General features: G+C 32.4%; 25 protein-coding genes and 1 riboswitch. Of the genes, 13 read left to right on the top strand and 12 right to left on the bottom strand.

What is annotated here, in order from left to right:
- Nucleotides 1-75: 75 nt before the first annotated feature.
- Entirely contained in the window at nt 76-873 is a 798-nt protein-coding gene (locus AD60_RS08970) for a family 1 encapsulin nanocompartment shell protein (protein WP_103877421.1), read from the bottom strand.
- Nucleotides 874-904: 31 nt separating this feature from the next.
- Complete coding sequence (locus AD60_RS08965; RefSeq protein ID WP_103877420.1) at nt 905-1,267, bottom strand: encapsulin-associated ferritin-like protein; 363 nt, start codon at nt 1,265-1,267, stop codon at nt 905-907.
- A 201-nt stretch (nt 1,268-1,468) separates the two neighbouring features.
- Here AD60_RS08965 and AD60_RS08960 point away from each other — a divergent pair, with 201 nt between their 5' ends.
- On the top strand, nt 1,469-2,182 hold the full coding sequence (locus tag AD60_RS08960; RefSeq protein ID WP_103877419.1) for a hypothetical protein: 714 nt from the start codon (nt 1,469-1,471) through the stop codon (nt 2,180-2,182).
- Here the strand turns inward: AD60_RS08960 and AD60_RS08955 are convergent.
- The 6 genes from AD60_RS08955 to thiD all read right to left on the bottom strand — a co-directional run bounded on the left by AD60_RS08955 (nt 2,179) and on the right by thiD (nt 7,769).
- On the bottom strand, nt 2,179-3,717 hold the full coding sequence (locus AD60_RS08955; protein WP_103877418.1) for an iron ABC transporter permease: 1,539 nt from the start codon (nt 3,715-3,717) through the stop codon (nt 2,179-2,181). The genes AD60_RS08960 and AD60_RS08955 overlap by 4 nt on opposite strands.
- A gap of 4 nt (nt 3,718-3,721) precedes the next feature.
- Nucleotides 3,722-4,699, bottom strand: coding sequence for a thiamine ABC transporter substrate binding subunit (locus AD60_RS08950; RefSeq protein ID WP_103877417.1), 978 nt, complete (start codon nt 4,697-4,699; stop codon nt 3,722-3,724).
- A 27-nt stretch (nt 4,700-4,726) separates the two neighbouring features.
- Nucleotides 4,727-5,524, bottom strand: a complete 798-nt coding sequence (thiM, locus tag AD60_RS08945) for a hydroxyethylthiazole kinase (RefSeq protein WP_103877416.1) — start codon at nt 5,522-5,524, stop codon at nt 4,727-4,729.
- A gap of 1 nt (nt 5,525) precedes the next feature.
- Nucleotides 5,526-6,185 (bottom strand): thiamine phosphate synthase, encoded by a 660-nt coding sequence (thiE, locus tag AD60_RS08940; RefSeq protein ID WP_199177885.1) that lies wholly within the window; start codon nt 6,183-6,185, stop codon nt 5,526-5,528.
- A gap of 4 nt (nt 6,186-6,189) precedes the next feature.
- Nucleotides 6,190-6,846, bottom strand: coding sequence for a hypothetical protein (locus AD60_RS08935; protein WP_103877415.1), 657 nt, complete (start codon nt 6,844-6,846; stop codon nt 6,190-6,192).
- A 137-nt stretch (nt 6,847-6,983) separates the two neighbouring features.
- Nucleotides 6,984-7,769: a bifunctional hydroxymethylpyrimidine kinase/phosphomethylpyrimidine kinase gene (thiD, locus tag AD60_RS08930; RefSeq protein ID WP_103877441.1), complete on the bottom strand. Its 786-nt coding sequence runs from the start codon at nt 7,767-7,769 to the stop codon at nt 6,984-6,986.
- 70 nt (nt 7,770-7,839) lie between these two features.
- A riboswitch (TPP riboswitch) is annotated at nt 7,840-7,944 on the bottom strand.
- A 107-nt stretch (nt 7,945-8,051) separates the two neighbouring features.
- Here thiD and deoC point away from each other — a divergent pair.
- Nucleotides 8,052-8,801: a deoxyribose-phosphate aldolase gene (gene deoC / locus AD60_RS08925; RefSeq protein WP_103877414.1), complete on the top strand. Its 750-nt coding sequence runs from the start codon at nt 8,052-8,054 to the stop codon at nt 8,799-8,801.
- A gap of 58 nt (nt 8,802-8,859) precedes the next feature.
- On the opposite strand, the gene AD60_RS08920 is transcribed toward deoC, so the two are convergent.
- A complete protein-coding gene (locus tag AD60_RS08920) occupies nt 8,860-9,057 on the bottom strand; it encodes a cold shock domain-containing protein (RefSeq protein ID WP_103067547.1) in 198 nt (65 codons plus the stop codon).
- A gap of 332 nt (nt 9,058-9,389) precedes the next feature.
- Here AD60_RS08920 and efp point away from each other — a divergent pair, with 332 nt between their 5' ends.
- A complete protein-coding gene (gene efp / locus AD60_RS08915) occupies nt 9,390-9,947 on the top strand; it encodes an elongation factor P (RefSeq protein ID WP_103877413.1) in 558 nt (185 codons plus the stop codon).
- A 44-nt stretch (nt 9,948-9,991) separates the two neighbouring features.
- Here the strand turns inward: efp and AD60_RS08910 are convergent, their stop codons facing one another.
- From AD60_RS08910 to AD60_RS08900, 3 genes are all read right to left on the bottom strand, one after another.
- Nucleotides 9,992-11,425, bottom strand: a complete 1,434-nt coding sequence (locus tag AD60_RS08910) for an MATE family efflux transporter (RefSeq protein ID WP_103877412.1) — start codon at nt 11,423-11,425, stop codon at nt 9,992-9,994.
- On the bottom strand, nt 11,426-11,890 hold the full coding sequence (locus tag AD60_RS08905; protein ID WP_158248418.1) for a MarR family winged helix-turn-helix transcriptional regulator: 465 nt from the start codon (nt 11,888-11,890) through the stop codon (nt 11,426-11,428).
- 147 nt (nt 11,891-12,037) lie between these two features.
- A complete protein-coding gene (locus AD60_RS08900) occupies nt 12,038-13,399 on the bottom strand; it encodes an MATE family efflux transporter (protein WP_199177883.1) in 1,362 nt (453 codons plus the stop codon).
- A 252-nt stretch (nt 13,400-13,651) separates the two neighbouring features.
- Between AD60_RS08900 and AD60_RS08895 the strand changes: the two genes are divergently transcribed.
- The 10 genes from AD60_RS08895 to AD60_RS08850 form a co-directional block, all read left to right on the top strand.
- Entirely contained in the window at nt 13,652-14,089 is a 438-nt protein-coding gene (locus AD60_RS08895; protein WP_103877410.1) for a MarR family winged helix-turn-helix transcriptional regulator, read from the top strand.
- Between the two features lie 2 nt (nt 14,090-14,091).
- The gene (locus tag AD60_RS08890) at nt 14,092-15,753 is read left to right on the top strand and encodes a PEGA domain-containing protein (RefSeq protein ID WP_103877409.1); all 1,662 of its coding nucleotides are present in this window, start codon (nt 14,092-14,094) and stop codon (nt 15,751-15,753) included.
- A gap of 2 nt (nt 15,754-15,755) precedes the next feature.
- Nucleotides 15,756-17,816: a hypothetical protein gene (locus tag AD60_RS08885; protein ID WP_103877408.1), complete on the top strand. Its 2,061-nt coding sequence runs from the start codon at nt 15,756-15,758 to the stop codon at nt 17,814-17,816.
- Nucleotides 17,817-17,831: 15 nt separating this feature from the next.
- A complete protein-coding gene (locus AD60_RS08880) occupies nt 17,832-18,632 on the top strand; it encodes a patatin-like phospholipase family protein (protein WP_103877407.1) in 801 nt (266 codons plus the stop codon).
- The gene (locus AD60_RS08875; RefSeq protein WP_103877406.1) at nt 18,629-19,402 is read left to right on the top strand and encodes a patatin-like phospholipase family protein; all 774 of its coding nucleotides are present in this window, start codon (nt 18,629-18,631) and stop codon (nt 19,400-19,402) included. The genes AD60_RS08880 and AD60_RS08875 overlap by 4 nt, the downstream gene beginning before the upstream one ends.
- Nucleotides 19,399-20,022 carry an LPS export ABC transporter periplasmic protein LptC gene (gene lptC, locus AD60_RS08870; RefSeq protein ID WP_103877405.1) on the top strand — a complete coding sequence of 208 codons (624 nt, stop codon included), beginning with the start codon at nt 19,399-19,401 and terminating at the stop codon, nt 20,020-20,022. Before AD60_RS08875 ends, lptC begins: the two co-directional genes overlap by 4 nt.
- Before the next feature lie 2 nt (nt 20,023-20,024).
- Nucleotides 20,025-20,540: a hypothetical protein gene (locus AD60_RS08865; protein ID WP_103877404.1), complete on the top strand. Its 516-nt coding sequence runs from the start codon at nt 20,025-20,027 to the stop codon at nt 20,538-20,540.
- A gap of 25 nt (nt 20,541-20,565) precedes the next feature.
- A complete protein-coding gene (locus tag AD60_RS08860; protein WP_103877403.1) occupies nt 20,566-20,970 on the top strand; it encodes a hypothetical protein in 405 nt (134 codons plus the stop codon).
- Between the two features lie 87 nt (nt 20,971-21,057).
- Nucleotides 21,058-22,326 carry a HEAT repeat domain-containing protein gene (locus AD60_RS08855; protein WP_103877402.1) on the top strand — a complete coding sequence of 423 codons (1,269 nt, stop codon included), beginning with the start codon at nt 21,058-21,060 and terminating at the stop codon, nt 22,324-22,326.
- 34 nt (nt 22,327-22,360) lie between these two features.
- On the top strand, nt 22,361-22,905 hold a 545-nt coding region (locus AD60_RS08850), incomplete at its 3' end, for a ComF family protein (protein WP_146048839.1).

Raw genomic sequence — 22,905 nt, 5'->3', positions numbered from 1 at the left:
TTTAGATAAAAACAAATCGAGGCCGATTTTTTTTTACTATACAGATTGGTGCAACAAATGATTTTTAAAAGTGACTTATATTTCTAACCCAACAATAGCTTCTGGAGTTACTACATGGAAAGTTAAGCTTTCAGTGAAGAAAAATTTAAGCTGCTCATCAAACTTACTATCATAACCTAAGGAAATATCTTGGCCTAAAATTAATTTAAAGTCTCCCCCACGATTAGAAATTACAAAACTTTCATCCACTTCATGTACAGGTTTCACTTTGGCATCTATAATTTCTTTTACAACTAAATCCAAAGGATAAGATAGATTCATGGCAAATAAATCTTGCCATATTTCTTTGTTAATAACCAATGTATATGGTCCTTCAATACCTTGATCCATGAATCGCTTTTTTACTTCAAATAATGATTTAACAAAATCTTTTACGCTTTCTTTGGAGCTTTCTACAGAATTCTGCTTAGCTAAAGTTTGTAAGCCAGTTATATTTGCTTTTTCTATACCTTTTAAAATCAATTTATTTTCAAATGAAGCCAACTGTTTAGCAGCGGTTTCTAACCCTTCCAAATCCGGAGTTTTTAAACCCCTTTCGATATTATCGAGCTCCCATTGTTTCAAAACAAATGGGTTTCTAATTTCTACTAGAGGTAAAACTTGCCTTATTCCCCATCCTAATCCATCTCTTGGGTTTTCAACAAGTTCGTTTGTGCCTAAATTGTATGAAGAATAATTCAAGCCATAAGGGCCTTCTACATCGATAATTGGTCTTATTTTTAATTTATTCTTAAAAATCTCTTTAGACCTGTTGTCTAATTCTTCCCATGCTTCTTCCGTTATTGGAGCTAAATCTCTTTTAAGAAAATCCATTTTTTACCCTCCTTCATCTTTGAAATTTTTTCTACTTCAATCCTTTTAGGCCTAAATCGCCTTTTTTCTTTGAAGAAGTCTCTTCTTTGCTTTCTCCTTCTACAGCTTCTTCCTCTACTTCCAACAACGGTTTATCTGTGAAAAGATATGTTCTCAGTTCTTCATCCCATCCATCCATGTTTCTTCTTAACCATTCGATAAGCATTACCGCATGTTCAATTTCTTCATCTCTATTGTGTTCCATAATTTCTTTGATGGTTGGATCTTTAGAAACAGCTGCCCTTTGGTTGTACCAATCTATTGCTTCAATCTCTTCTTTTAAACTGTTTAATGCATAGACATAAGAACGATCTTTGTCACTTAGTTCTTCATAAGGTTCATGGTAATCTTGCATTTAGTTTCACTCCTTTTTATTTTTGATTTTACTCTCTTCCTTAGAAACTCTATATATTGCACCCCACAAAATTACTTTTACCTTTAAAATTATATCACTTTTTTATTTGGCTTCAAAAAATTCTGTAGAAATCACAAAATATGTTATAATTAATATGAAAAAGAAATATTTTCACCGAAACTTTGCTTGGAGGAATTTATTATGAGCGATCACGATGGTGAAGAATTCAGAGAATTTTTAAATAGATTGTTTAAGGAACACCCTGAGCTTCAAAAGTTTAATCTTGAATTTTTAAAAAATGCTGATCCAAGTGAAATGAACGAAATTATAGAAAATTTAAAGGAAGCTGCTTATAAATTCAAAGAAGCAGAAATCAGTGTAAGATCTGAAGTTGAGGAAAAATTAAACTACGGTATTGATGATTTAGAAATTAATTTCGATAACTTTTTAGAAACAATAACTATATTTCCGTTCGCACTGACTATCAACAGTGAGATGTTAAAAGAAAAAGATATCAAAGGGAGATTGAGTGGAAAATTTTTTGGTATGTACATCAATTTTAAATACGACAACATTTTTGAACTTTTATCTATTAGAAAAATCGGCGCAATGAAGATCGCTAGTTTGATGAGAAACAACTTTTTTAAATTTTTACCAATAAAACAAAAGATATACAATTACATAAAAACTGCTGTAAATAATTATTTAAAGGCTACGGGGCTCGTGAAATATTTTGAAATAGGTGAGATCAGAGAATTCAATATGTTAGTTGTATTGAGAAACAAACTTAGTATTCCCAACAGTAAATTGTTTGAAGAAATTTTAAGTGACGAGGAAAGCGAAAAATATTATATGATGAAAGCATATTTTATTACGGAATTCGCTATTGCTGTAGTTGAAAAAGATGGTATTTAAATTTCTGATTTTTTTACAAACTTATTGCTTATATAAAAGATAAAGAAGATTAAAAGTATGTTCAGTCCGCTTAAAGCATTTGCTTCTTGGTATAATCTCCCTGAGGAAAGAGAATAATTAACAACACTTGCAAGGGGAAAGTAATCCCTCACTTGCATCGTATAACTGATGGTGAATTCACCAAAAATCATTGCAAATATTTGCAGAAACGCACTTATAAACGAAGAAAACAGAAGGGGCAATTCTATTTTTAGAAAGATGATTAGGTTGTTTGCCCCATCTATTTTTGCAGCTTCAATTATTTTATCGTCAAATCCACGTACCGGTTGGAACAAAAATGAATACGCGATAGGTATGGTTATTAAGAAATATCCCAGAATCAATAACAATACGAATGGAATATCAAACAATATATTTAAATAAAGCAGAGCCATACCCAAAAAAGCAGATGATATTCCTAAAGTAGCCATTACGCTAACATTGATGAGTTTACTGTAATTTTTCAATAGAAAATATGCTGTTATTACAGCAAATAAAGCTGCAATTGCCGAGACTAAAAAAGAATTTATGATTGATCTAACCACGGGATATACACGATTCAACTCTTTAGAGAATAAATGCAGAAATGAAGATATATCGAATTTCATGTTTATAAAATCAAAAAAAGAAGCTGCAATGCCTACCAAGACAATTGAATATTCAAAGATCAAGTAAAAGGCGGATATTGTTCTACTTAAATATCCGGATTTTTTTTGAGAGAATGGTTCATATTCAAAAGAGATAGGTTCAAATTTTGATATAACGATATTAAGCATCGTGAGGATTATAAGTTGAATTAAAGCATAAGATAATGCCTTGGGAAAGTCCAAGGTACTTCTCAATGTCTTAGAAATAGCCACTTCCAAAGTCGAATATTTTACACCACCTAAACTTAAAACAATCGCAAAACTTGTGAAGTTATATGTAAATACTAAGAATAAAGCCCTTGAAATAGACGGAATTATCAAAGGTAATTCTACGTTAATAAAAGTTTTAAATTTACTGGCTCCTTCAATACTGGCTGTTTCTGTAAAACTTGCAGGTACCCTTCTAAGAGCTTCCGATATGTAACGAACAAATATGGGAGAGTTATAAAATACATGGGCTAATATTATTGCTTTCAAGGTGTACATAATATCAAAACTAAAACCCAATTTTGAAAGAATACCTACTGAAGAATAAACAAGAGTGAAAGCCATAACTGCCGAGATCGGTGGGAAAAAGAAAGGGATAAAAATAGTATTGTCTAATAATTTAGATATGATCCCTTCATTTCTTGAAGCAAAATACGCGGGAATTAAAGTTATCACCAATGACAACACAGATGAAAGAATAGCTTGATAAAAAGTAAAACCAAGGATCCGCCACGTACGCGGATCCAAGAAATTCACTAAACCTTCTAAACGAAAAAAATCTTTAAATAAAAAAGAAAAAGGTATTAACCACAAACACAAAAATAAAATAAATAGTAAATTCTTGCTTCTTATATTGTTCATAAGATCAGTATAATAGAGCCTCCCATTCTTTCAACCATCTTTCTAGATTGTTTGAAATTTCTTGGGCTGGAATCGTCAGGATTTTTTCGGGAACCACTGCATATTGGTAAACCTCAGGGAGTCCAACATCAATTACTGGGAACATCCATTGTTTTAAAGGTATTTCTTTTTGAAAATCTTCTGTCAACATAAATTCTATAAATTTCTCAGCTAAAACTAAATTATCAGTTCCTTTAACGATACCGGCACCTTCTATCTGAACATAAGCACCTTCTTTGGGTATGAAAACCTTGTACTTACTAGATCCATAATAATATTGTGAGTATGCACTATCAGTTGCATAGCTGACCATCATGGGTGCCTCACCGATTTCAAATTTTGCAAAGGAATCGCTCCAGCCAGGACTTACTGTTAATATTGCAGGCATAAGTCTTTCCCAAAAGTCTTTCCACTCATTTTCATACACGGCTATTGTCCATAGTAAAAAGGCTTGACCAGTACTTGATGCTCTTGGATCTTGTATTATCAATGAGTTTTTATATTTAGTTAGATCTTCAAAAGATTCTAATTCATCTTGTATCTTTTCTGGATCGTAAATAATGGCTATAGCTCCATAGTCATAAGGAATTACATAACATTCCGGATCAAATAACAACGCTTTGTCTCTAACATTTTCAATATTTTTTGGTTTGTAAGGGATCAATAAATCTTCTCCAACAGCTTTTGCAGCTAAAGACTGATCAAGACCAATGACGACATCCGCTCGAGGATTTTTCTTTTCCAAAACTAGCCGTGTAAGAACGTTACCTGCATCACCCAATTTTACCACTTTTACTTCACAGTCGTTCATCTCTTCGAACTTTTGAATCGTTCCTTCTTCAATCCAACTAAGACTTTCGTAAACATAGACAGTCAATTCCTTAGAAAAAGCAAAAGATAACAAAACAACTATAATACCCAACATCGCTAAAAACTTCTTCACCTTAACTCACCTCTTTTAAAAATTTATTTAGTTAACTTCTCCTCGTACCTTTATACCCCTATTTAATTTTTCGTCTGTTAAGTTAAATATTTCATCAAAGAACGCTTCTTTAAAAGAAGCAGGGCCTTTCACCTCTGAACGTGAAGCAGCTAATTCACCAGCTAGTCCAAATGCAACCATTGCTGAAACGGTTGCCTGTAAATGATTACTTTCCACAGCACAAAAATTAGCAATAATAGACGTTAACATGCAACCTGTACCTGAGATTTTCCCTAACATAGAATGTCCATTATCAACTTTATAGACTGAATTACCGTCTGTAACAACATCTGTAACACCTGAAGCTGCAACTATACAATTATATTCTTTTGCAAAGTTTTTATATGACTCTATATTTTCATCGTTACTTTCTGCTTCTACACCTCTGATTTTTCCACCAGAACCCGTTAGAATACCAATCTCTGCTTTGTTCCCTTTTATAACGGATATTTGTACTTCATTTAATATTTTTTTTGAAGTCTCTGTTCTTATTTTTGTTGCTCCTGCACCAACAGGATCAAAGATGACTGGAATATTAAGTGAATTGGCTTTCTTCCCAGCTTTTATCATGGCCTTTACTTGTTCTAAAGTTAACGTACCGATATTAAGTACGAGCGCTTGGGAATTAGATACCATCTCTTCGACTTCCTCTATGGCATGGGCCATCACTGGAAGCCCTCCTACCGCTAAAGTTACATTGGCGCAATCATTTATTGTTACCATATTTGTAATATGATGTATCAGAGGTTTTTTCACTTTTACTGTATCTAAAATGTTATTTACCATCTTATTGGCTCCTTTCGTTAACTATTTTAACTATTTCAACTTTTTCAATTACCTTGCGTATACGTGTGGCATTTTCTTCAACATCACCTGAAAAAAGTGCCGATATAACAGCAACGCCATCCACATTTGTTTCTCTCATGAGATCATATAAATTTTCAGCAGTTATTCCCCCAATCGCTACTACAGGAATGTTGACAGACTCCTTGATTTTTTTAACTTCAGAGATGCTAATTGTTTTCGCTTCTGGTTTAGTAGGAGATGGAAACACCGGACCTACTCCTAAATAATCAGCTCCATCCTTTTGTGCTTGAATAGCCTGTTCAACATTTTCAACCGATACTCCTAATATTTTTTCTTTTCCTATGATCTTTCGAGCTATTTTTGTAGGAAGATCCTCTTGCCCAACGTGTACACCGTCAGCTACTACAGCTAAAGCAATGTCCACTCTATCATTTACTATCAGCGGAATACCATGATGATCCGTTACTTCTTTAACCTTCAATGCTTGATAGTAAAAATCCCTTGAATTTAAACCTTTTTCTCTGAGTTGAAGTACAGTTATGCCCCCTTTTATTGCTTTTTCTATTGCGTCAATCAAATTATGATCCTTTAGATATGATCTGTCAGTTATTCCATAGAACTTCACATTCATATTTTTCATCTCTCTAAAGCCTCCAAATCTTTCGATAATAGGCATCTTCAAGAAATTCGTATTCGAATTTAAGAGAGTTTTTATATGTCTGGGTTATTTCTTCTTCTTTTTCTGAATTTAGATATAATTCAAAAATACAAATTAAATCTTCAACTAACTTCTTGTATTTTGCTTCGTTATAAGTCGATGCCCATTTTAAATATATTTCATTTTCATTATTTTTAAGCTTGTCTTTGTGATATTGATATATCTCTAAGTAACTATAATAACAAGGCAAAAGGGCTGCTATACCAACTACAAAAGATTTTTGTGCACTTTGAGAAATAAGATAATTACTATAAGCAATATTCGCTCTAGTAAGATCTATACTTTTTAATTTTGAGGAATCTATATTCAAGAAATCGAGCAAATTTAAATAATTTTTAAATTCTATTTCTGATTCGTTATATAAAATATTTATTAACATCCTCCTGGCGGTCAGATCTTCCGCTTTTGCTATCAAAATCCCCATGTTTTTCATTGATTGCTCTAGATAATGAAAATCTTGTTTTAAAAAGAATACGAATTTCTCAAAAGATAATTCTCCAGTATAGAGTTCTTCCATAAAAGGATGGTTAATTAATTTCTCTAATTCTTTTTTTGTGTGATCTTTAATATGAGAAAAATCCATTTCATTTAACTCCTTTAAATACTACATAGCTACCTTCTTATAACCTGGAATGGGTTCTTCAATCTCTTCATCACAGTATTTTGGATTATTAATCAATGTTTTTACAGATTGGATATCCCTATTCACAAATTCCACATTCACAAATTCCACCTCCAGAAATGATTTGTTGGTCCTACCCCATGACCTATAGATAGTGAATTTCTAATTGCACTCGTGATGTATTCTTTAGCTCTTTTAATAGAATCAAAAAGTTCATATCCTAAAGCTAAGTTAGCAGCAATTGCGGAAGAGAAAGTGCAGCCTGTGCCATGAGTATTTTTGGTTTGTATCCTTTCGGAAGAAACTTCAAAAAAATCCTTTCCATCATAATATACATCGATGGCGTCTTCTATCAAATGTCCTCCCTTTACTACCACACTTTGAGCTCCAAGCTCCACAATTTTCTTTGCAGCGTTTCTCATATCCTTTACAGAATCAACTTTTATCTCCGTTAATACTTCGGCTTCCATCAAGTTTGGAGTTACTACCAAGCTCAACGGAATGAGTTCTCTTTTTAAAGCATTAATAGCATCCTCTTTTAACAAATGAACTCCACTTTTGGAAACCATTACTGGGTCCAAAACAATGTTTTTAGGCTTGTACTCTCTTAATCCATTTGCTATAGTTTTGATTATCTTTTCATTGGAAACCATTCCTATTTTCACTGCATCGGGAAAGAGATCTTCAAAAACAGCCTTCATTTGCAACAATACCATTTTAGGAGTTAAATCTTCTATGCCCAAAACAGCCATCGTGTTTTGAGCGGTTACAGAAGTAATAACACTCATTCCAAAAACGCCATGGGCAGAAAAAGTTTTAATATCTGCTTGTATACCGGCACCTCCACCTGAATCAGAACCGGCTATCGTTAATCCTAGTTTTATAATACTCACCTCCTGTTATGCAAAATAAAAATCCTGTTCTTCACCAACAAAGTGAGAACAGGATCAAATTAAATACATATTTTAGCCTCCCTTCGCTGGTATTATCCAGATCAGGTAGTCAGGGTCGATGCCTTTTTGGCATCCTCTCAGCCTTACAGCTCCCCTGGCCATTTATTATTAACTTTTATACTTATTATATCATATTTTTTCAAATATGGTAAAATATTTTAGTAATTATTTTTGAAAACAATATTATTAATTTTAATGAAAGGAGCAATAAGAATGGAAATTGCAGAATTAAAAAAGATCATAAAAAATGAAATAAGAAGAGTTGAAAAGGAATTCACTTTTGAGGAAAGACGGGCAAATTTAAAACCCCAAGAAGTGGCAAAATATATTGATCACACATTGCTTAAAGCAACCTCAACACCTTCAGATGTAGAAAAACTTTGCAAAGAAGCGAAAGATAACAGTTTCTATGCAGTTTGTGTTAATCCAACTTACGTAAATTTATCAAAAGAAATTCTTACAGATAGTAATGTGAAAGTGGCAACAGTAATCGGATTCCCTTTGGGAGCTAATACTATAGAAACAAAAGTTTATGAATCTGAAAATGCGATTAAAAATAGTGCAGATGAATTAGATATGGTTTTAAATATAGGAAGACTTAAAGCACAACAATATGATTATATTTACGATGAAATACAAGCTATTTCTTCTTTAACTAAAGATTCTAAAAAACTTTTAAAAGTTATTATTGAAACCTGCTATCTTTCGAAGGAAGAAAAGATAGCTGCCGTTGTAATTTCAAAATTAGCCAGGGCTGATTTTGTTAAAACCTCTACTGGATTTGGGAGTGGGGGTGCCGAATTGGAGGACGTGGCTTTGATGAAGTTTCTTGCAGGAATGGATATGCGAGTAAAAGCATCTGGTGGTATCAGAGACTTAGAAACAGCCTTAAAAATGATAGGCTGTGGAGCAGATAGGATAGGAACGAGTTCGGGACTAAAGATAATTCAGGGGAGAATATAAACAAAGGAGCGCTTTCGGCGCTCCTTAGTGTATTTTGGGTTTAGATTATGGTATACACTTATAAGGGTCTTACATTAGAAGCTTGAGGACCTTTGTCGCCTTCGACTACTTCAAATTCAACTTCCTCATCCTCTTCTAACTTTCTGTAGCCATCCATTTGAACAGCTGAGAAGTGTACAAATACATCGTTCCCATCTTCCCCAGTGATGAAGCCATAACCTTTCTTTGAATCAAACCACTTTACTTTACCTTTCACTTTGTTACCTCCAAATTTCTACCGTGCCACCCATTGCAGCATACGGAATGTGTTCCAAAATCATTATAATACAAAAAGAAAGGGAATGCAAGTTAATTTTTAATAAACATTAGATGAATTATAAGTAAACTTCCTGCAAAGATAATTAGGTACAAGTTTTTAAACAAATATACAAGAAAATACTTGACAAGTTAAGAAATAATTGCTAAATTTATTGTGTAATAAAGTTCTGTCTATTTTTAAGCTCATTAGGCTATAATGATATCCCAGCTGTAGATTCTTATTATTGCCCTAACTAAGATTAACAACTGAAAAACCAAGGAGGAACGTGAATGATCGACGTAGGAGACTTAAGAAAAGGAGATTTTATCGTTTATCAAAACGAAGTATATCGTGTAGTTGAATCCAATAAGCATTTTATGGGAAGAGGTAGCGGATTAATTAGAACTCGTTTAAAAAATGTCATGACAGGCTTGATAAAAGAGATTAGTTTTTCTAGTGGTGAAAAGGTTCAAGAAGCGGATATAAGTTTTAGGAAAGCCCAGTATTTATACAACGATGGTGACCATTTTTATTTTATGTTACTTGATACCTATGAACAATATTCTTTGCCTGCCCAAGATTTAGAAGATGAAAAATATTATTTAACCGAAAATATGGAAGTTGATCTAATCTTTTTTAACGGGAATCCTATTTTTATTCAACTTCCTACCGTTGTGGTTCTAACCGTTACAGACACTGAGCCTAACTTTAAAGGAAACACAGTGTCCGGTGGAGGCAAACCAGCGACGTTAGAAACAGGATTGAAAACCTCTGTTCCTTTTTTTGTGGAAAGAGGTCAAAAAATAAAAGTAGACACCCGTACAGGGGAATACCTAGAAAGAGCATAGAAAATGCATATATTAAAGGCTCGATATATTTTTATCGAGCCTTATTATTTTTCTTGAGGCTGGTATTCATGTTTATCTTCAGGCATATAAGATTCTTCAATTTCATTTCTTTTATAGATAATTTGAATTTGTTTTTTCTGCAGAGAATTCAGAATTTTTATCTCCCTGATCACAAAAAATAATGTCAACAACACTGATAAAACATCAGAAATAGGGAATGTGTACCATATGCCCATTAATCCAAAAAAGTGCGACATAACAAAAACCATCGGAATAAATATCAATATTTGTCTTGAAATTGATAAAAGTAGCGCAGGACCAGCTCTACCAATGGCTTGAAATAAAGAAGACCCTACAACTTGAAAACCTACGATCCATATAAACATCGCGTCTATCCTTAAAGCCGTAATTCCTTCGTTAATCAAAGATGGATCCGTTGAAAATATAGAAAGTAGAAAACTTGGAAACAATTGAACTAACACAAACGAGACTGTTGACCATATAATAGCAGCGATTGCTGCTCTTTTGAGAACTTCTTTTACCCTATCAAATCTTTTGGCTCCATAGTTATAACCAGCGATTGGTAAAAAACCTTGTGCAATACCGAACATAGGCATAAAAAAGAACATAAACAGTCTATTTATTACTCCAAAAATTGCTATATGCAGAGAACTCCCATACGTCCCTAACAAATTATTTAAAACTATTGCTAGTAAACTTCCAGCAACTTGCCTAACAAAAGCAGAAGATCCTACCGCTAGCGTCTCAGACATGATATGTCTATCTAATATGAAATTCTTCGTGTGAAATTTCAAAGAACTTTTCCCACTGAAAAAATAATATCCTATATAAACAACACCTACAAACTGAGAAAGCACTGTAGCTACTGCTGCTCCTTTTACTCCCATATTTAATCCAAATATAAAAATAGGATCAAGAATAATGTTTAATATTCCAGGAATGATCATAGATATCATTGCATATTTTGCATTACCTTCTGCTCTCATAACGTTGTGACCTGCCATTGCAATTGAAAAGAACATTGCTCCATAAAGGATTACACTCATGTAATCCTCCGAGTATGAAAGAATATCAGGGGTAGCACCAAAGAGAATTAAAATAGGATCTAAAAAAATGGTACCAAGAATAGTAAGACTTATGCTTAAAACAAATATAGTAGAAAAAATATTCCCTAAAGCCTTTTCTGCACGCTTAACATCTTTAGCTCCTAAACTTCGGGATATTAAAGTCCCCCCGCCGATTCCTATCATTCCGCCAAAAGCCATAATGATCATTTGAATTGGAAAGGCAACAGATACTCCAGCTATTCCAAGTGTGCCAACACCTCTTGCAATGTATATAGTATCAACGAAATTATATAAAGCTTGTATCAGCATGGCAGCTATAGCTGGTAATGATAGTTCCATTAATAACTTCCCTATCTTCTCGTTTTCAAGCTTTTTGGTATTTTCTTCCAATTACGACACCTCCTGATGAACTTTGGCTTTGTATCTTAGTATATTATCTAGCATTTTATTCAATATATCCCGAACCATTTCTTTTTCTTCAATTGATAGATTGTCTGTTAAAATTTTCTCCCAATAGTTATTCATTTTTTCCATTTCATTATAAATATTGTAAGCTTTATTAGTCAAGAATATCCTATTGATTCTATGATCCTTTTCATCGGTTTTTTTGGTGAGATAACCATTTTTCATAAGTTTTTTTATCGCTCTGGCAGTGGTAGCTTTGTCGAAATTTAGATGTTCATTTAATTCTTCTTGACTTATTCCATCTCCATTTTTAAGTAAATACATAAGAAAGTGAAATTGACCCCTTCCAATGTCATACTTTTCAAGTTCTTTTTTCATCATTGAATTCATCGTTCTGAATAAACATGATATCCTGCTAATAACCGATGGATCTTGTTCAGAATTAAACAATTTTTGATTTTCGCCTCCTTTTAAAAACGTCCATAAGAAAGGAAAGGGAACAAAAATAATTATAAAAAAAAATTGTTGCATATACAACCATTTCCCCGTTAAGATTTGGTTGAATGTGCAACTAATATTTTCTGGTTTTATATTTTACTACCAAGCTCTTTTCTTTTTCCATTTTCCTTTTTTATAAAAATAAAGGAGAATAAGAGATTCTGCAATATCTCCGAACATATAAGAGAGCCATACCCATGTTAAGGACTGATTAAAAATATTAATAGCTACTATTAAAACACATAATTGTATACCCCACCTTGAAATAATACTGGAAAAAAGAAACGGAAAGTTGTATCCGGACCCAGAAAAAGCGCTTGTGAGACCCAGTCCATAACCTAGTACTACTAAACCTACTGATCCATACTTTAAAAATTCTGTCCCATATTTAATCACTATAGGATCGTTTGTGAATAGAGAAATCACATTTTCACCAAATCCAAAAGCGATTAGAATAAAAAATAACATTACAACTGATCCGAGTATTCCTGTAATATTTGCCGCTTTTTCCGATCGTGGTATATCTCCGGCTCCTATGGTTTGACCAACAACAGAAGATGCTCCCATAGTAAGGCCAAACAAAGGAACAAAGGCAAAGCCAAATATCCTGCCAGCGATCCCATTTGCTGCGATAGCCTCATTACCAAAAAGTGAGACAAAACCTAATAGAACTACATTTGAAAGATTTCTAAAAAATATTTCTATACCGTTGGGTAACCCTATAGTTATTAACTTTATATCAATATCTTTATTTAGTCTAAACAAACCTTTTATATGAGGTTTTACTTCGTGAGTCCTGGTAAAAAGTATTAAAAAACCAATAAAAAAAGCTATGGTTTGGGAAACCACAGTTGCAATTGCTGCACCAAAAACGCCAAAACCCAACCCATTTATGTTCATAAAAGGAACTGTCTCAAAGATAAAAATTGGATCAAGAAAAAGGTTCAGTATGCTCACAGCTATCATTATAATCATAGGAGTTTTAGCATCGCCTAAACATCTAAAAACAGTGTTTATTGAGTAAGAAGAAAACATTATCGGCAAAAAGAATAATCTTAAATAACCATAATCTAAACCGTAGCCTACTACCGTTTCATCTGCAAAAAGAGACATTAATGGTTTCAAAAATATTGCCATGAAAGTTGCTGCTATCAATGCAACCAAAAATTTGAAACTTATCGTTTGTTCAATTGATCTTGTAGTTTGGTGATAATCTTTTTTACCGTAAGCTTGAGACACCAAAGAAATTGAACTCACACCAATAATCTCATTTAATGCATCAACCATCCAAAATATAGTGGAAAAAACTGTCACCCCAGCTATCGCTTCACTGGAAATCATACCTATCCAAAAGATATCCACCAAATCATAAACCATTTGGGCTGCCATACCAATCATTGTGGGTAATGCCATCACCAAAATATTCTTTATTATACTACCTTTTGTTAAATCTTTTTCCATACATTCCTCCCACAATCATTAAAAATCCTGGCTTTAGAAATTCTAAAATTGAGTAATAGCACCTCTTCGCCCAAAAAACCTTTTTAAGAGCCTTCGATTATTTTACCATTGATATTGAAATAACTCAAGTTGGAAAATTGTCTGATTGATTTTTCAAGAATATGATATACTATATTATATATTTATATTTCATTTTGATTATGATGAAGTCAGGGAACTAGAGTATTATTTCATAATTTCAGGAGGAATAAAATGGAAAATAATCCTTCAATTCAAATGGAAAAGTTGATTAGAGAAATTTGTTCAAAAGTTAAAAGTGAAGGAAGGAAAGTTTTAAAAGAGTTCAACATTTCTCCGGCTCAGTTTGATGTTTTGCAAACTGTTTATTTCAAAGGCCCTAAAATGCTCAGTGATATCAGCAAAAAATTAGGGATAACAAAAAGCACAACAACCGGCCTCATTAGAAGATTAGAGGTTGCAGGATATTTAGTTAGGGAAAAATCCAAGAAGGATAAAAGAGTATACGTTGTTCAAATAACTCAAGAAGGAACTAATATAATAGAAAACGTGATAAAAAACAGGGTAAAATTGATGGAAAAAGTATATGAAAAATTGGGAGAAAAAGAAAAAAGTATAGAAATATTAAACGAGATCAATAAGATTTTGAATGAAAAACGAGGTGAGATTTAACAGTGAATAGGAAGTTGATATTGCTTCTCTTACTAATTTTTGGCACATTTCTTTTTGCTTACGAAGTAAATATAATAGCATTGAGTGGTAGCGAGGTTTATTTTGATTCGAAATTTATGGGAACCGTTACTGAAACACCTTTTACAATCGAAATACCTGATGATAAGCCCGGTTATTTAAAAATAATAAAACCTGGATACAGCAATTTTATTACTCATGTAGAGCTTTTAGGAATCGAATCACAAATAACAGCCGAACAAGTACCTTTAGCTAAACTTATTTTTGATATCAACGTTGATTCTGCTAATATAAAATACAGCTTTTTAAACCAAAATTACAATATACTCCTACCAACATCTAATGAAGTTGATATCCCCTACAACATAGAAAAGTTAATTATAGAAAAAGATGGTTTTTTTGCTAAAGAATTAGACCTTGAATTGAAACCATTTGACAGGGAAAATTTAAGTGTCACGTTAATCCCAATTGATGAAATACTTATCGAATCAAATCCTTCTCAAGCAAACGTTTTTGTAGATGGAAAGTTAATTGGTAAAACACCGATTACTGTAAAAAGAAGTAATTTCAATATAATTTTGGTGGAAAAAGAGGGTTATTTAGTTAAGACATTAAAAAATTTACCTCAAGATGAAAGAATAGTCGTTGAATTAGAAAAAGGAATAGAACTTTTTGTTGATAGTGAGCCAAAAGATGTGGGGGTATTTTTGGATAATGAATATGTAGGAAGTACCCCAATACGAGGTTTATTCCCCACGGGGACATATAATTTAACGTTATCGAAACTGGGATACGAATCCAAAGATTTGATGATTGAATTAACCCAAAACGGTTTGAACGAATACTATGTTGAACTGAACCCAAGTTTAAATACAATAAGTTTTCTAAATTCTGAAAATTACGAATTCAATATCGATGGCAAATACCTAGGAAAAAAAATTGATAAGATTATTTTGGATGATCTGCCACATTTTGTTAGAATTATATCGGGAAAAAATAGTTTAGAATTTCCAATTTATAGAGATTTTTATGATGGAACGGAAAGTATAGATTTAAATAAACTGAGTACAGTAAATGTTTATTCACCGCATAATACGCTTGTAAGCTTTCTAGGAAAAGCTCAAAAGACTCCTGCATTTTTTCTTTACAATATGTTAAACAATCCGCAGTTTGTAAACGTAAGGACATTAAATAGAACTTACCGTGCCCTTGTGGAACCTTCTAACAGTGTTGATATTTATACTGAAAGTAGTTTTGGCAGTCTATTTATTACTACAAACGTTAAAGATCCTCTTGTATACATTAATGGCCAATATTTAAATTCTAAGGAGTGCTTTGGTTACCCGTTAAAACCAGGAGTTCATACTGTAGAGGTTAGAAAGTTTAATGAAATTCAACAACAAAAAGTGACTATAAGTTCAGGTGAAAAGAGTTTCGTGCATTTTGAATTTGACTCCCGGGTACCTGTAAAGGTCGATTTTACGGGGGAGAAGTATACTATCAATGGCGAAAAATATACTAACACGAAGAAAGCATTCTATTTACCCACAGGACCAACTTTGTTTTCAAATGGAGAAGCTTCAGTAGTGCTTTTTATACACGAACCTATGTACATTGACTTAGATAAGCTTTTTAGGGGGTTATAACCGTGAAGAAAAAAATAATTTTATTTTTGCTTGTTACTTTTATTTCATTAAGTTTGTTATCCCAAACCAACATAGTAGATTTACAACCATCCTCACCGATCTATCCTCAAGTGGTGAGGATGGTCGAATCAGGAATTATGTTTCTTGACAATCAAGGCCGTTTCAGAGGCTCTCAGCAGGTTCTAAGATATGATTTGGCAGAGTTTGGTTCAAATATGCTTGATTATGTAGATGGACTTTATGGTCAAGAACTCGAAGAAATAAGTAATAGATTGCTCAACCTCGAAAATTTAAATGCTGAAAAAAGATTGTACAATTTAGAAAGTACTGTTTTTGCCCACGATGACCGACTATCTTATCTGGACTCCACTATCCAAAATTTAGGGAGATATGTATCAGATATTTTAGAAGTAATTGACCCCAGTCAACCAATTAACGAAGACAACATTATTTTCCAAGAGATTGCTCAAGGAGCGATTGACATTGCAAAAAAAACTTCACAAGATGAAGTTCAACGAATTGCCGATTCTTCAATGGCATCCTTGACAATTTATCAAGAACGACTTAATAGTTTCGAACAAGAGGTAATAAACTTAAACAATAAATACGATAACAGCATTGAGAGTTTGAAATCTGTATTAGTCGATTCAACCGAGTCGAATAAGGAAGAATTAAAAAATTATATAGACATGAGATTAAATTTCGAAATAGATGGGTTGAAAATTTCTTTGACAAACATCGCTAAAAACGAAGTTTCTCTTTTTAACGAAACGTTGTCGGTTACATTAAATAATCTTGATCAAAGGATTGCAAGGGTAGAAAGTGAGATAGTTCCATATGAAAACAGTTATAATGAACTGAGTAAAAAGATTAATGAAAACGAGGCAAAGTTGAATTTCATTCTCTCAAACGTTTCAACAAGTATTTCAACAGAAACATTAAGCTATGAACTGTTGTTTGGAGCAAGAACTGATATCGAAGGGTTAAAAGTAAAAACTGATAATCTCGCTAATGATATATCTGTATTGTATGACCAAGTAGCTTCAAACCAATCTTACATTGAAACTTTCGATGCAAGACATACCTACTACAACTCCAAAATATTAGATATGCAAAATAAATACAACACCCTTTCTGACCAAATAATAATTCAGAACAAAAAATTGGATAACATAATTTTTGAATTATCAAAACTCACTCCAACTCCATCAGAGATGGTTGCTCCTCAATACACTGTGGATATAAAAAATCTTCAAGAAAGAGTTACAAGTTTAGAAAGAACGATTGGTGTTTATTATGATCAAATTGGTGAAATGACTGTATATGCTACTATGTTCGAAGAATTTAAAAATAATTTGAATGAACTTTATTTTGCATTAGAAAAAAATAACGGGGATATCCAAACTTTAAAGAAAAAAACAGAAACATTGAATGCTCAAATATCATCTTTAGCAACTTTAACTAATTTAAATAAAGATACTTTAGCTCAAATAGGGGATATTACAAAACTAGCTGAAACTGTTGGTTATTTGAATGACAACTACCAAAATTTGAATAGAACAAATGCGCAATTACAGAATGATCTAATACAAGTAGAGAACAGATTATCCAATATTGAAAATACTTTGAACAATTTTCAAATAACTTCCTCTGAAATAGAAGAGCTTAAAAACACTTATAATTCGTTACTTGATAAATATTATGAGATAAAAAGTGAGTCTGAATATTTGGACGATCCTATGGTGTTAAAAAACGATCTCAAAGCAGAATTATCTCAGCAGTTAGCTACAGAGTTAGTTTCCTTTAAAAAAGAATTAAAAAATATCGAAGATAAACTTTCAAGTGTTGAATCAAGGCTTTCTAATATTGAAAAAACCGTTTTTTTTCACGATGAAAGTATTTCCACACTCTCTCAAAAAACGGATGCGAACGTAAAAAAAATAAATAATTTAGAAAGTTTTATACAAGAGATAGAAAAACCCAAACAAAATTATATTTCATCAATAATTGTAGGGCTTATTGGAGTATTGGTTGGTGCAGGAATTGTTTTATTATTCCAATAATTTCTGGAGGGAACAATGGTTTACGGAATAGCTTTAGGAAGTGGTGGCGCAAGAGGAGCCGCTCACGTTGCCTTAATAGATGAACTGAAAGAAAGAGCCGTAAAAATTGAAGTAGTAACAGGATCGAGCGTAGGTGCTTTAGTTGGTGGCCTCTACGCTTTAAATCCTGATGTGGATCTATTTAAAATATTCAAAGACTTGACACTTAAAAAGAAAAAGACAATAGATTCACAGTTTAGAACTCTAAACAACAGAATTACTAATGTCCCTAAAATGGTTGCAGGTAAAAGCTTTTTAAAAAGTGATTTCGTTTACGATATTTACAAGCAATTGTATGGACGCAAACGTTTTTCCGATTGTAAGATAAAATTAGGAATCGTTTCATATGATTTAGAAAGCGGTGAAGAAGTTGAGATCACCGAAGGGTACATAATCGATGCTGTTATGGCTTCTTCAAGTGTTCCTGGGGTTTTCCCTCCCTTAAGGTTAGGGGGTATGAGCCTCTTGGACGGAGGAGTATTAACACCCGTTCCAGTAGAGTTAACTAAAAAACTAGGAGCAGATTATGTAATAGCAAGTAATTTAAATGGTGAGGTTAAGAATGATTTTAAATTTAACGACGGATTAGATTATATCATTTCCATAGAAGATTTTAAAAATGATCTGATGGTTAACTATGAAATAAATAAAGCAGAAGAAGTTTACACATTCCCGATAGAATATTCGTGGGAAGGTTTTTCTTATTTTAATGAAATATACCAAGATGCTAAAAAATTTTTAAAATCTATACAAAATAAAGTGAGGGAACAACTTTGAACTTAGTAATGGGCGGCTTTTTTGAAGGCTTTTATTGGGAGTCTGGAGTTTTAGAGTCTATAGCAAAAAAAGAAAAAGCCTTAAATCTATATACTTCTAGTCTAGGAAGTTTAAGAGGATTATTCTATTCACTGTACGGAGTAAATTTCTTTGGCCGTTTAAAAGATTTCATATACGAAAAAAATAATCCTCTACGCGAGGTAATAACCAATACAGAATTATACAACAGTAGATATGCTCAAACAACGGCATTGATAAAATTGGGAAGAGGGAAAATGTCCCTTTACAACCCTGATAATTTAAAAAAATTTTTGGAAGGTTATTTTGGCAACCAAACACTTTCTTCACTTGCAGCAAACGTAAGTTTCGAAGTCTTCGAGCTAAAAAATAAAGAAGTAATTATACTGAAAAAAGAAACAAGAATCGTTGATATGTTAATGATGGAATTAGCGTTTCCACCTTATTATAGTTATTATGAATATCAAGGCGGATTTTTTATTCCAACTTCATATATTTCTTTTGTTCCTCAAAAATTTCCAAAAGATGCTGTAATAATTTCTTTTGATCCTATTTTAACTTATCCATATCCAAAAAATACCGTTGAAATTCTTTTAAAAGTCTCTTATTCCAGAACGTTAAAAAACTATCGTTTATTAACTGAAGGTTTTAATACTATCGAGCCACAAAAACAATTGAAAGATTATTTTAATATGTCCGCTTTTTTTGATGGTCAAAATCAAGCTAATAATTTTTTGGAGGCCAAAGTATGAAGCGTTTTACTGTATTTTTTTTAATGCTCATATTAACAAATTTGATCATTTATTCTGAACAAATAAATGTAAAAGCAGATGAAGTTAAAGGGGAAGAAAGTAGGTACATATTGAAAAACAATGTTCTTATACAAAAAGATGACCTTACTATTTTAACTGATTTTGCCACCATAACCCTTATTAACGATGAATGGCGAAAAGTCAACACCAACAATGTTTATATTACTGGTGACACTTTTGAAGCTACATCTACATCTATGGACTTTGACCTTCAAACTGAAAAGGGAACACTTTTGGGGAATGTTTTAGCTAAGATTTTTATGGAAGAATCAGAGATTGAGATAAATTCTGACCAACTTCAAATAGATAACAATAACAAAAAATACGAGGGAAGTTCTAAAGATTTAGTTTTGATAAAAAAAGAAGATTATATAATAAATGCAAAAACCTTCGTTTTTGTCGAAAGCGAAAACATGCTCACCCTTTCCCAAAATGTTCATATCATAAATTCTGTAAAAAAAATTGATATGACTTCAACATATGCCACTTTCAATACCCAGACCAACGAAATAGAAGCACAGACGGTTAATTTAATTTTGGAAGTATCAGAGGAGGAATAACCATGAAAAAGAATTTTGTTGTTTTTTTTGTACTTTCTCTTTTTGTTTGTATTTATTCTCAAACGTATTACGACGCTGGTTTCTCTTTGCTGAATTATCCCGACGGTTTCAAATTTGCTCTAAGGGGGGGGTTGGAATCAGATTCTTTCAATCTTGATTTCGATCTTAGTCCAAATTTTGGAGAAACGTTCTCTTTAATTACCATTACTGATGTATCTGCTAAAATTTTTGATATATACCCAAACCTTTTTTTAGATGCCGGTTTGTTATGGGTTTATGGTGAAAACTTTCCAGGTACATTGGCATACGGTGGCTTTAATTTGAATTTTAACAACATCCTTGGAAAATTGTACGTAGGTTACCCATTCAACAATACTGACAACCCTTTGAACTATTTTGCACTAAAAATAGGTTATGTCGTTCCAAAACCTGCTGATTTCATCGATGATTTAAAGTTAGATTTAAGGGTAGTAAATGGAAGAATTGATTTTTCAATATTTTTAGTAGAACCTTTGTAAAATGAATAAAAATCAAGGGTTTCTAATGATAGAAAGTGTTTTTGAAATTTTTATTGTTTCTTTATCAATGCTGATCGTAATAGGTACTTTGTCGGGTACACTCAACATTTTAAAAAGTTCGTTAGATGAAATGGTTAATCTAAATCTTATTTCCAACGCCGTTATAGAAGTGATAATTGTTGCTAAGAACGAAATGAAAAATGTGACCTCCTATGATTCTTCAACTGTCCTTGGGAATTCATCTGATGGCAAACTAGTTGGTTTTTCGTACAATAAATTAACACAAAAGATTAACCGTTATAAAGATTCCGGATGGGATAAAGGATCCACATTAATTTCAGGAAACATAACAACTTTTTCATACGATGGAAAATTTTTAAATGTAATATGGAATGAGGAACATAATTTAAAACTTTTTATCCCTTTTTAAAGTTTCTAAAAAAAGATACTTAAATGGGTGGGGAGCGGAGCGAATGGCGCTAAACACAGACAAAACTTAGGAGGAAATCATTAATAAATGGCCAATGAAATAATCGAAACCTATAAGATTTTAGAAGAAAGAATAAAATCAGAGAATATTCAAATATACTTTGACATGTTGGATTCTCCTTATCCTTCTTTTAAATCGAAGGCTATTCAAGAATTAACAAAGCAAAAAATTGATGTTCCAAAAATAAAAGAATTTTTAAAAGATCCGGATAAAAACGTTAGGTTTTCTGCATATAGGTACTTAGATAAAATGGGTGTTTTGGATGAAAATTCTATAAAAGTGGCTTTGAAAGACATATCAGCAAACATTAGAAAAGAAGCAATTATCAGTTATATTCAAATGGGTATAAAACCGATAGAATTCATTTTGGAGTTTACCGAAGATCCTGATCCTGTGGTTAGGTATCAACTGATATCCACATTTTTGGAATTCTACCCAGAAGATTCAGAAAAGATTATTAGTAAAATGAAAAATGACCCCTACGTTAAGATAAAACAGCTGATTTCTGCTTTGGATAACATCTCTGAAACTTTAAAATTCGAGCAAGTAGATAAAAGCGTTAAAGTTATGGCTTTAAGAAGATTCTATGAAAGGGAAGATGCCTATACCTTTTTTAATTCCTTAAAAGAAACTTATTTTGATTGCAGCAATGAAACTAAAGGAATAATAATAAAATTTTTCTCAGGGTTACCGTGTGAAATTATTAATAAATTCATAGAAAAAATCATTCAAGAAGAAAAAGATATCCACATTCTTCAACTGGCTGCAAATACCTCAAAGAAAGTATGTGGGATCGATTCTATTCCTACCTGGTTGATCGACCAATTGGTGAACAGTGAAGAGGCAAAAGTTGTAAAGTTTGGATTGAAATTAGCCACCGAAAAGGAAGACATGAGTTATGTAGACTTTTGTAGGGATTTGTTGTCTGCTATAGATGATGACTTAGTAATCGGAGCAAGTGACTATCTCATTTATTTTCAAGACTATATGCTTAAAGATTACGTGCCTAACTTTCTCAATTCATTATCCTCCAAACGAATAAGGGAAGGATTAAAAATAATAAGAAAATTAAAATTGGATAATTTTATAGAAGAGATATCATTAATCGCTCTCAACAAAATGTATCCTATATCCATAAGAAAAGCTGCCGTCAACCTACTGAAATTTTTTAAAGCTAAAGATTATTGGGAAATCCCAAATCAGATATTAAAAGACCCTTATGAAAACGGGAATTTAAAACTCGCTGCGTTAAATGCACTTCTACGTTTAAATGCGGAGATGGTAGTCAATTTTTAAAAAAATAATGACAACAATTTTTGAACCTCATTGCATGGTTTGTGAAAAACCTATAGCTTTTGGAGAAATTATTTGCGGCAATTGCACAGAAAAATTTTACTCACCTTCTCTCTCAGAAGGTGATTTTAAAGTTTATCATTATGGAAAATATGAGTATCCTCTATCCAACTTAATAAAAGAGTTCAAATATCATTCACATCCTAAGATTGCCCGACTTTTGGGGAATATGCTCGCAAAGTTTTTTATAGATTTAAAATTTCCTGAACTAAATTATACCGTTTCATACGTGCCTTCAAATTACTCAAGTATTTATGAAAAAGGCTTTGTACCAGCCCGCTTAATTGGTCAGCATTTTTCTGACCTTTTAGGTTTCCCTTTAATAAATCTCTTTTCCTCAAAAACTCATAAAAGGCAAGCCCAATTGAATTATCGAAAGAGAAATGAAAACGTTAAAAATAAGATAAAATTACTACAAACTCCTCCTAAGAATATTATTATTATAGATGATGTGTACACTACAGGGGCCTCAATGAACGAGGCGGGTAGTTTGCTCATCAATAAATGTGATGTTTTAATAGG

The organism is Petrotoga sp. SL27, from assembly GCF_002924605.1.
GTDB classification, from domain to species: Bacteria; Thermotogota; Thermotogae; order Petrotogales; family Petrotogaceae; genus Petrotoga; species Petrotoga sibirica.
The sequence above is the reverse complement of the archived record's forward strand: the minus strand, read 5'-3'. Positions and strand labels throughout refer to the sequence as shown.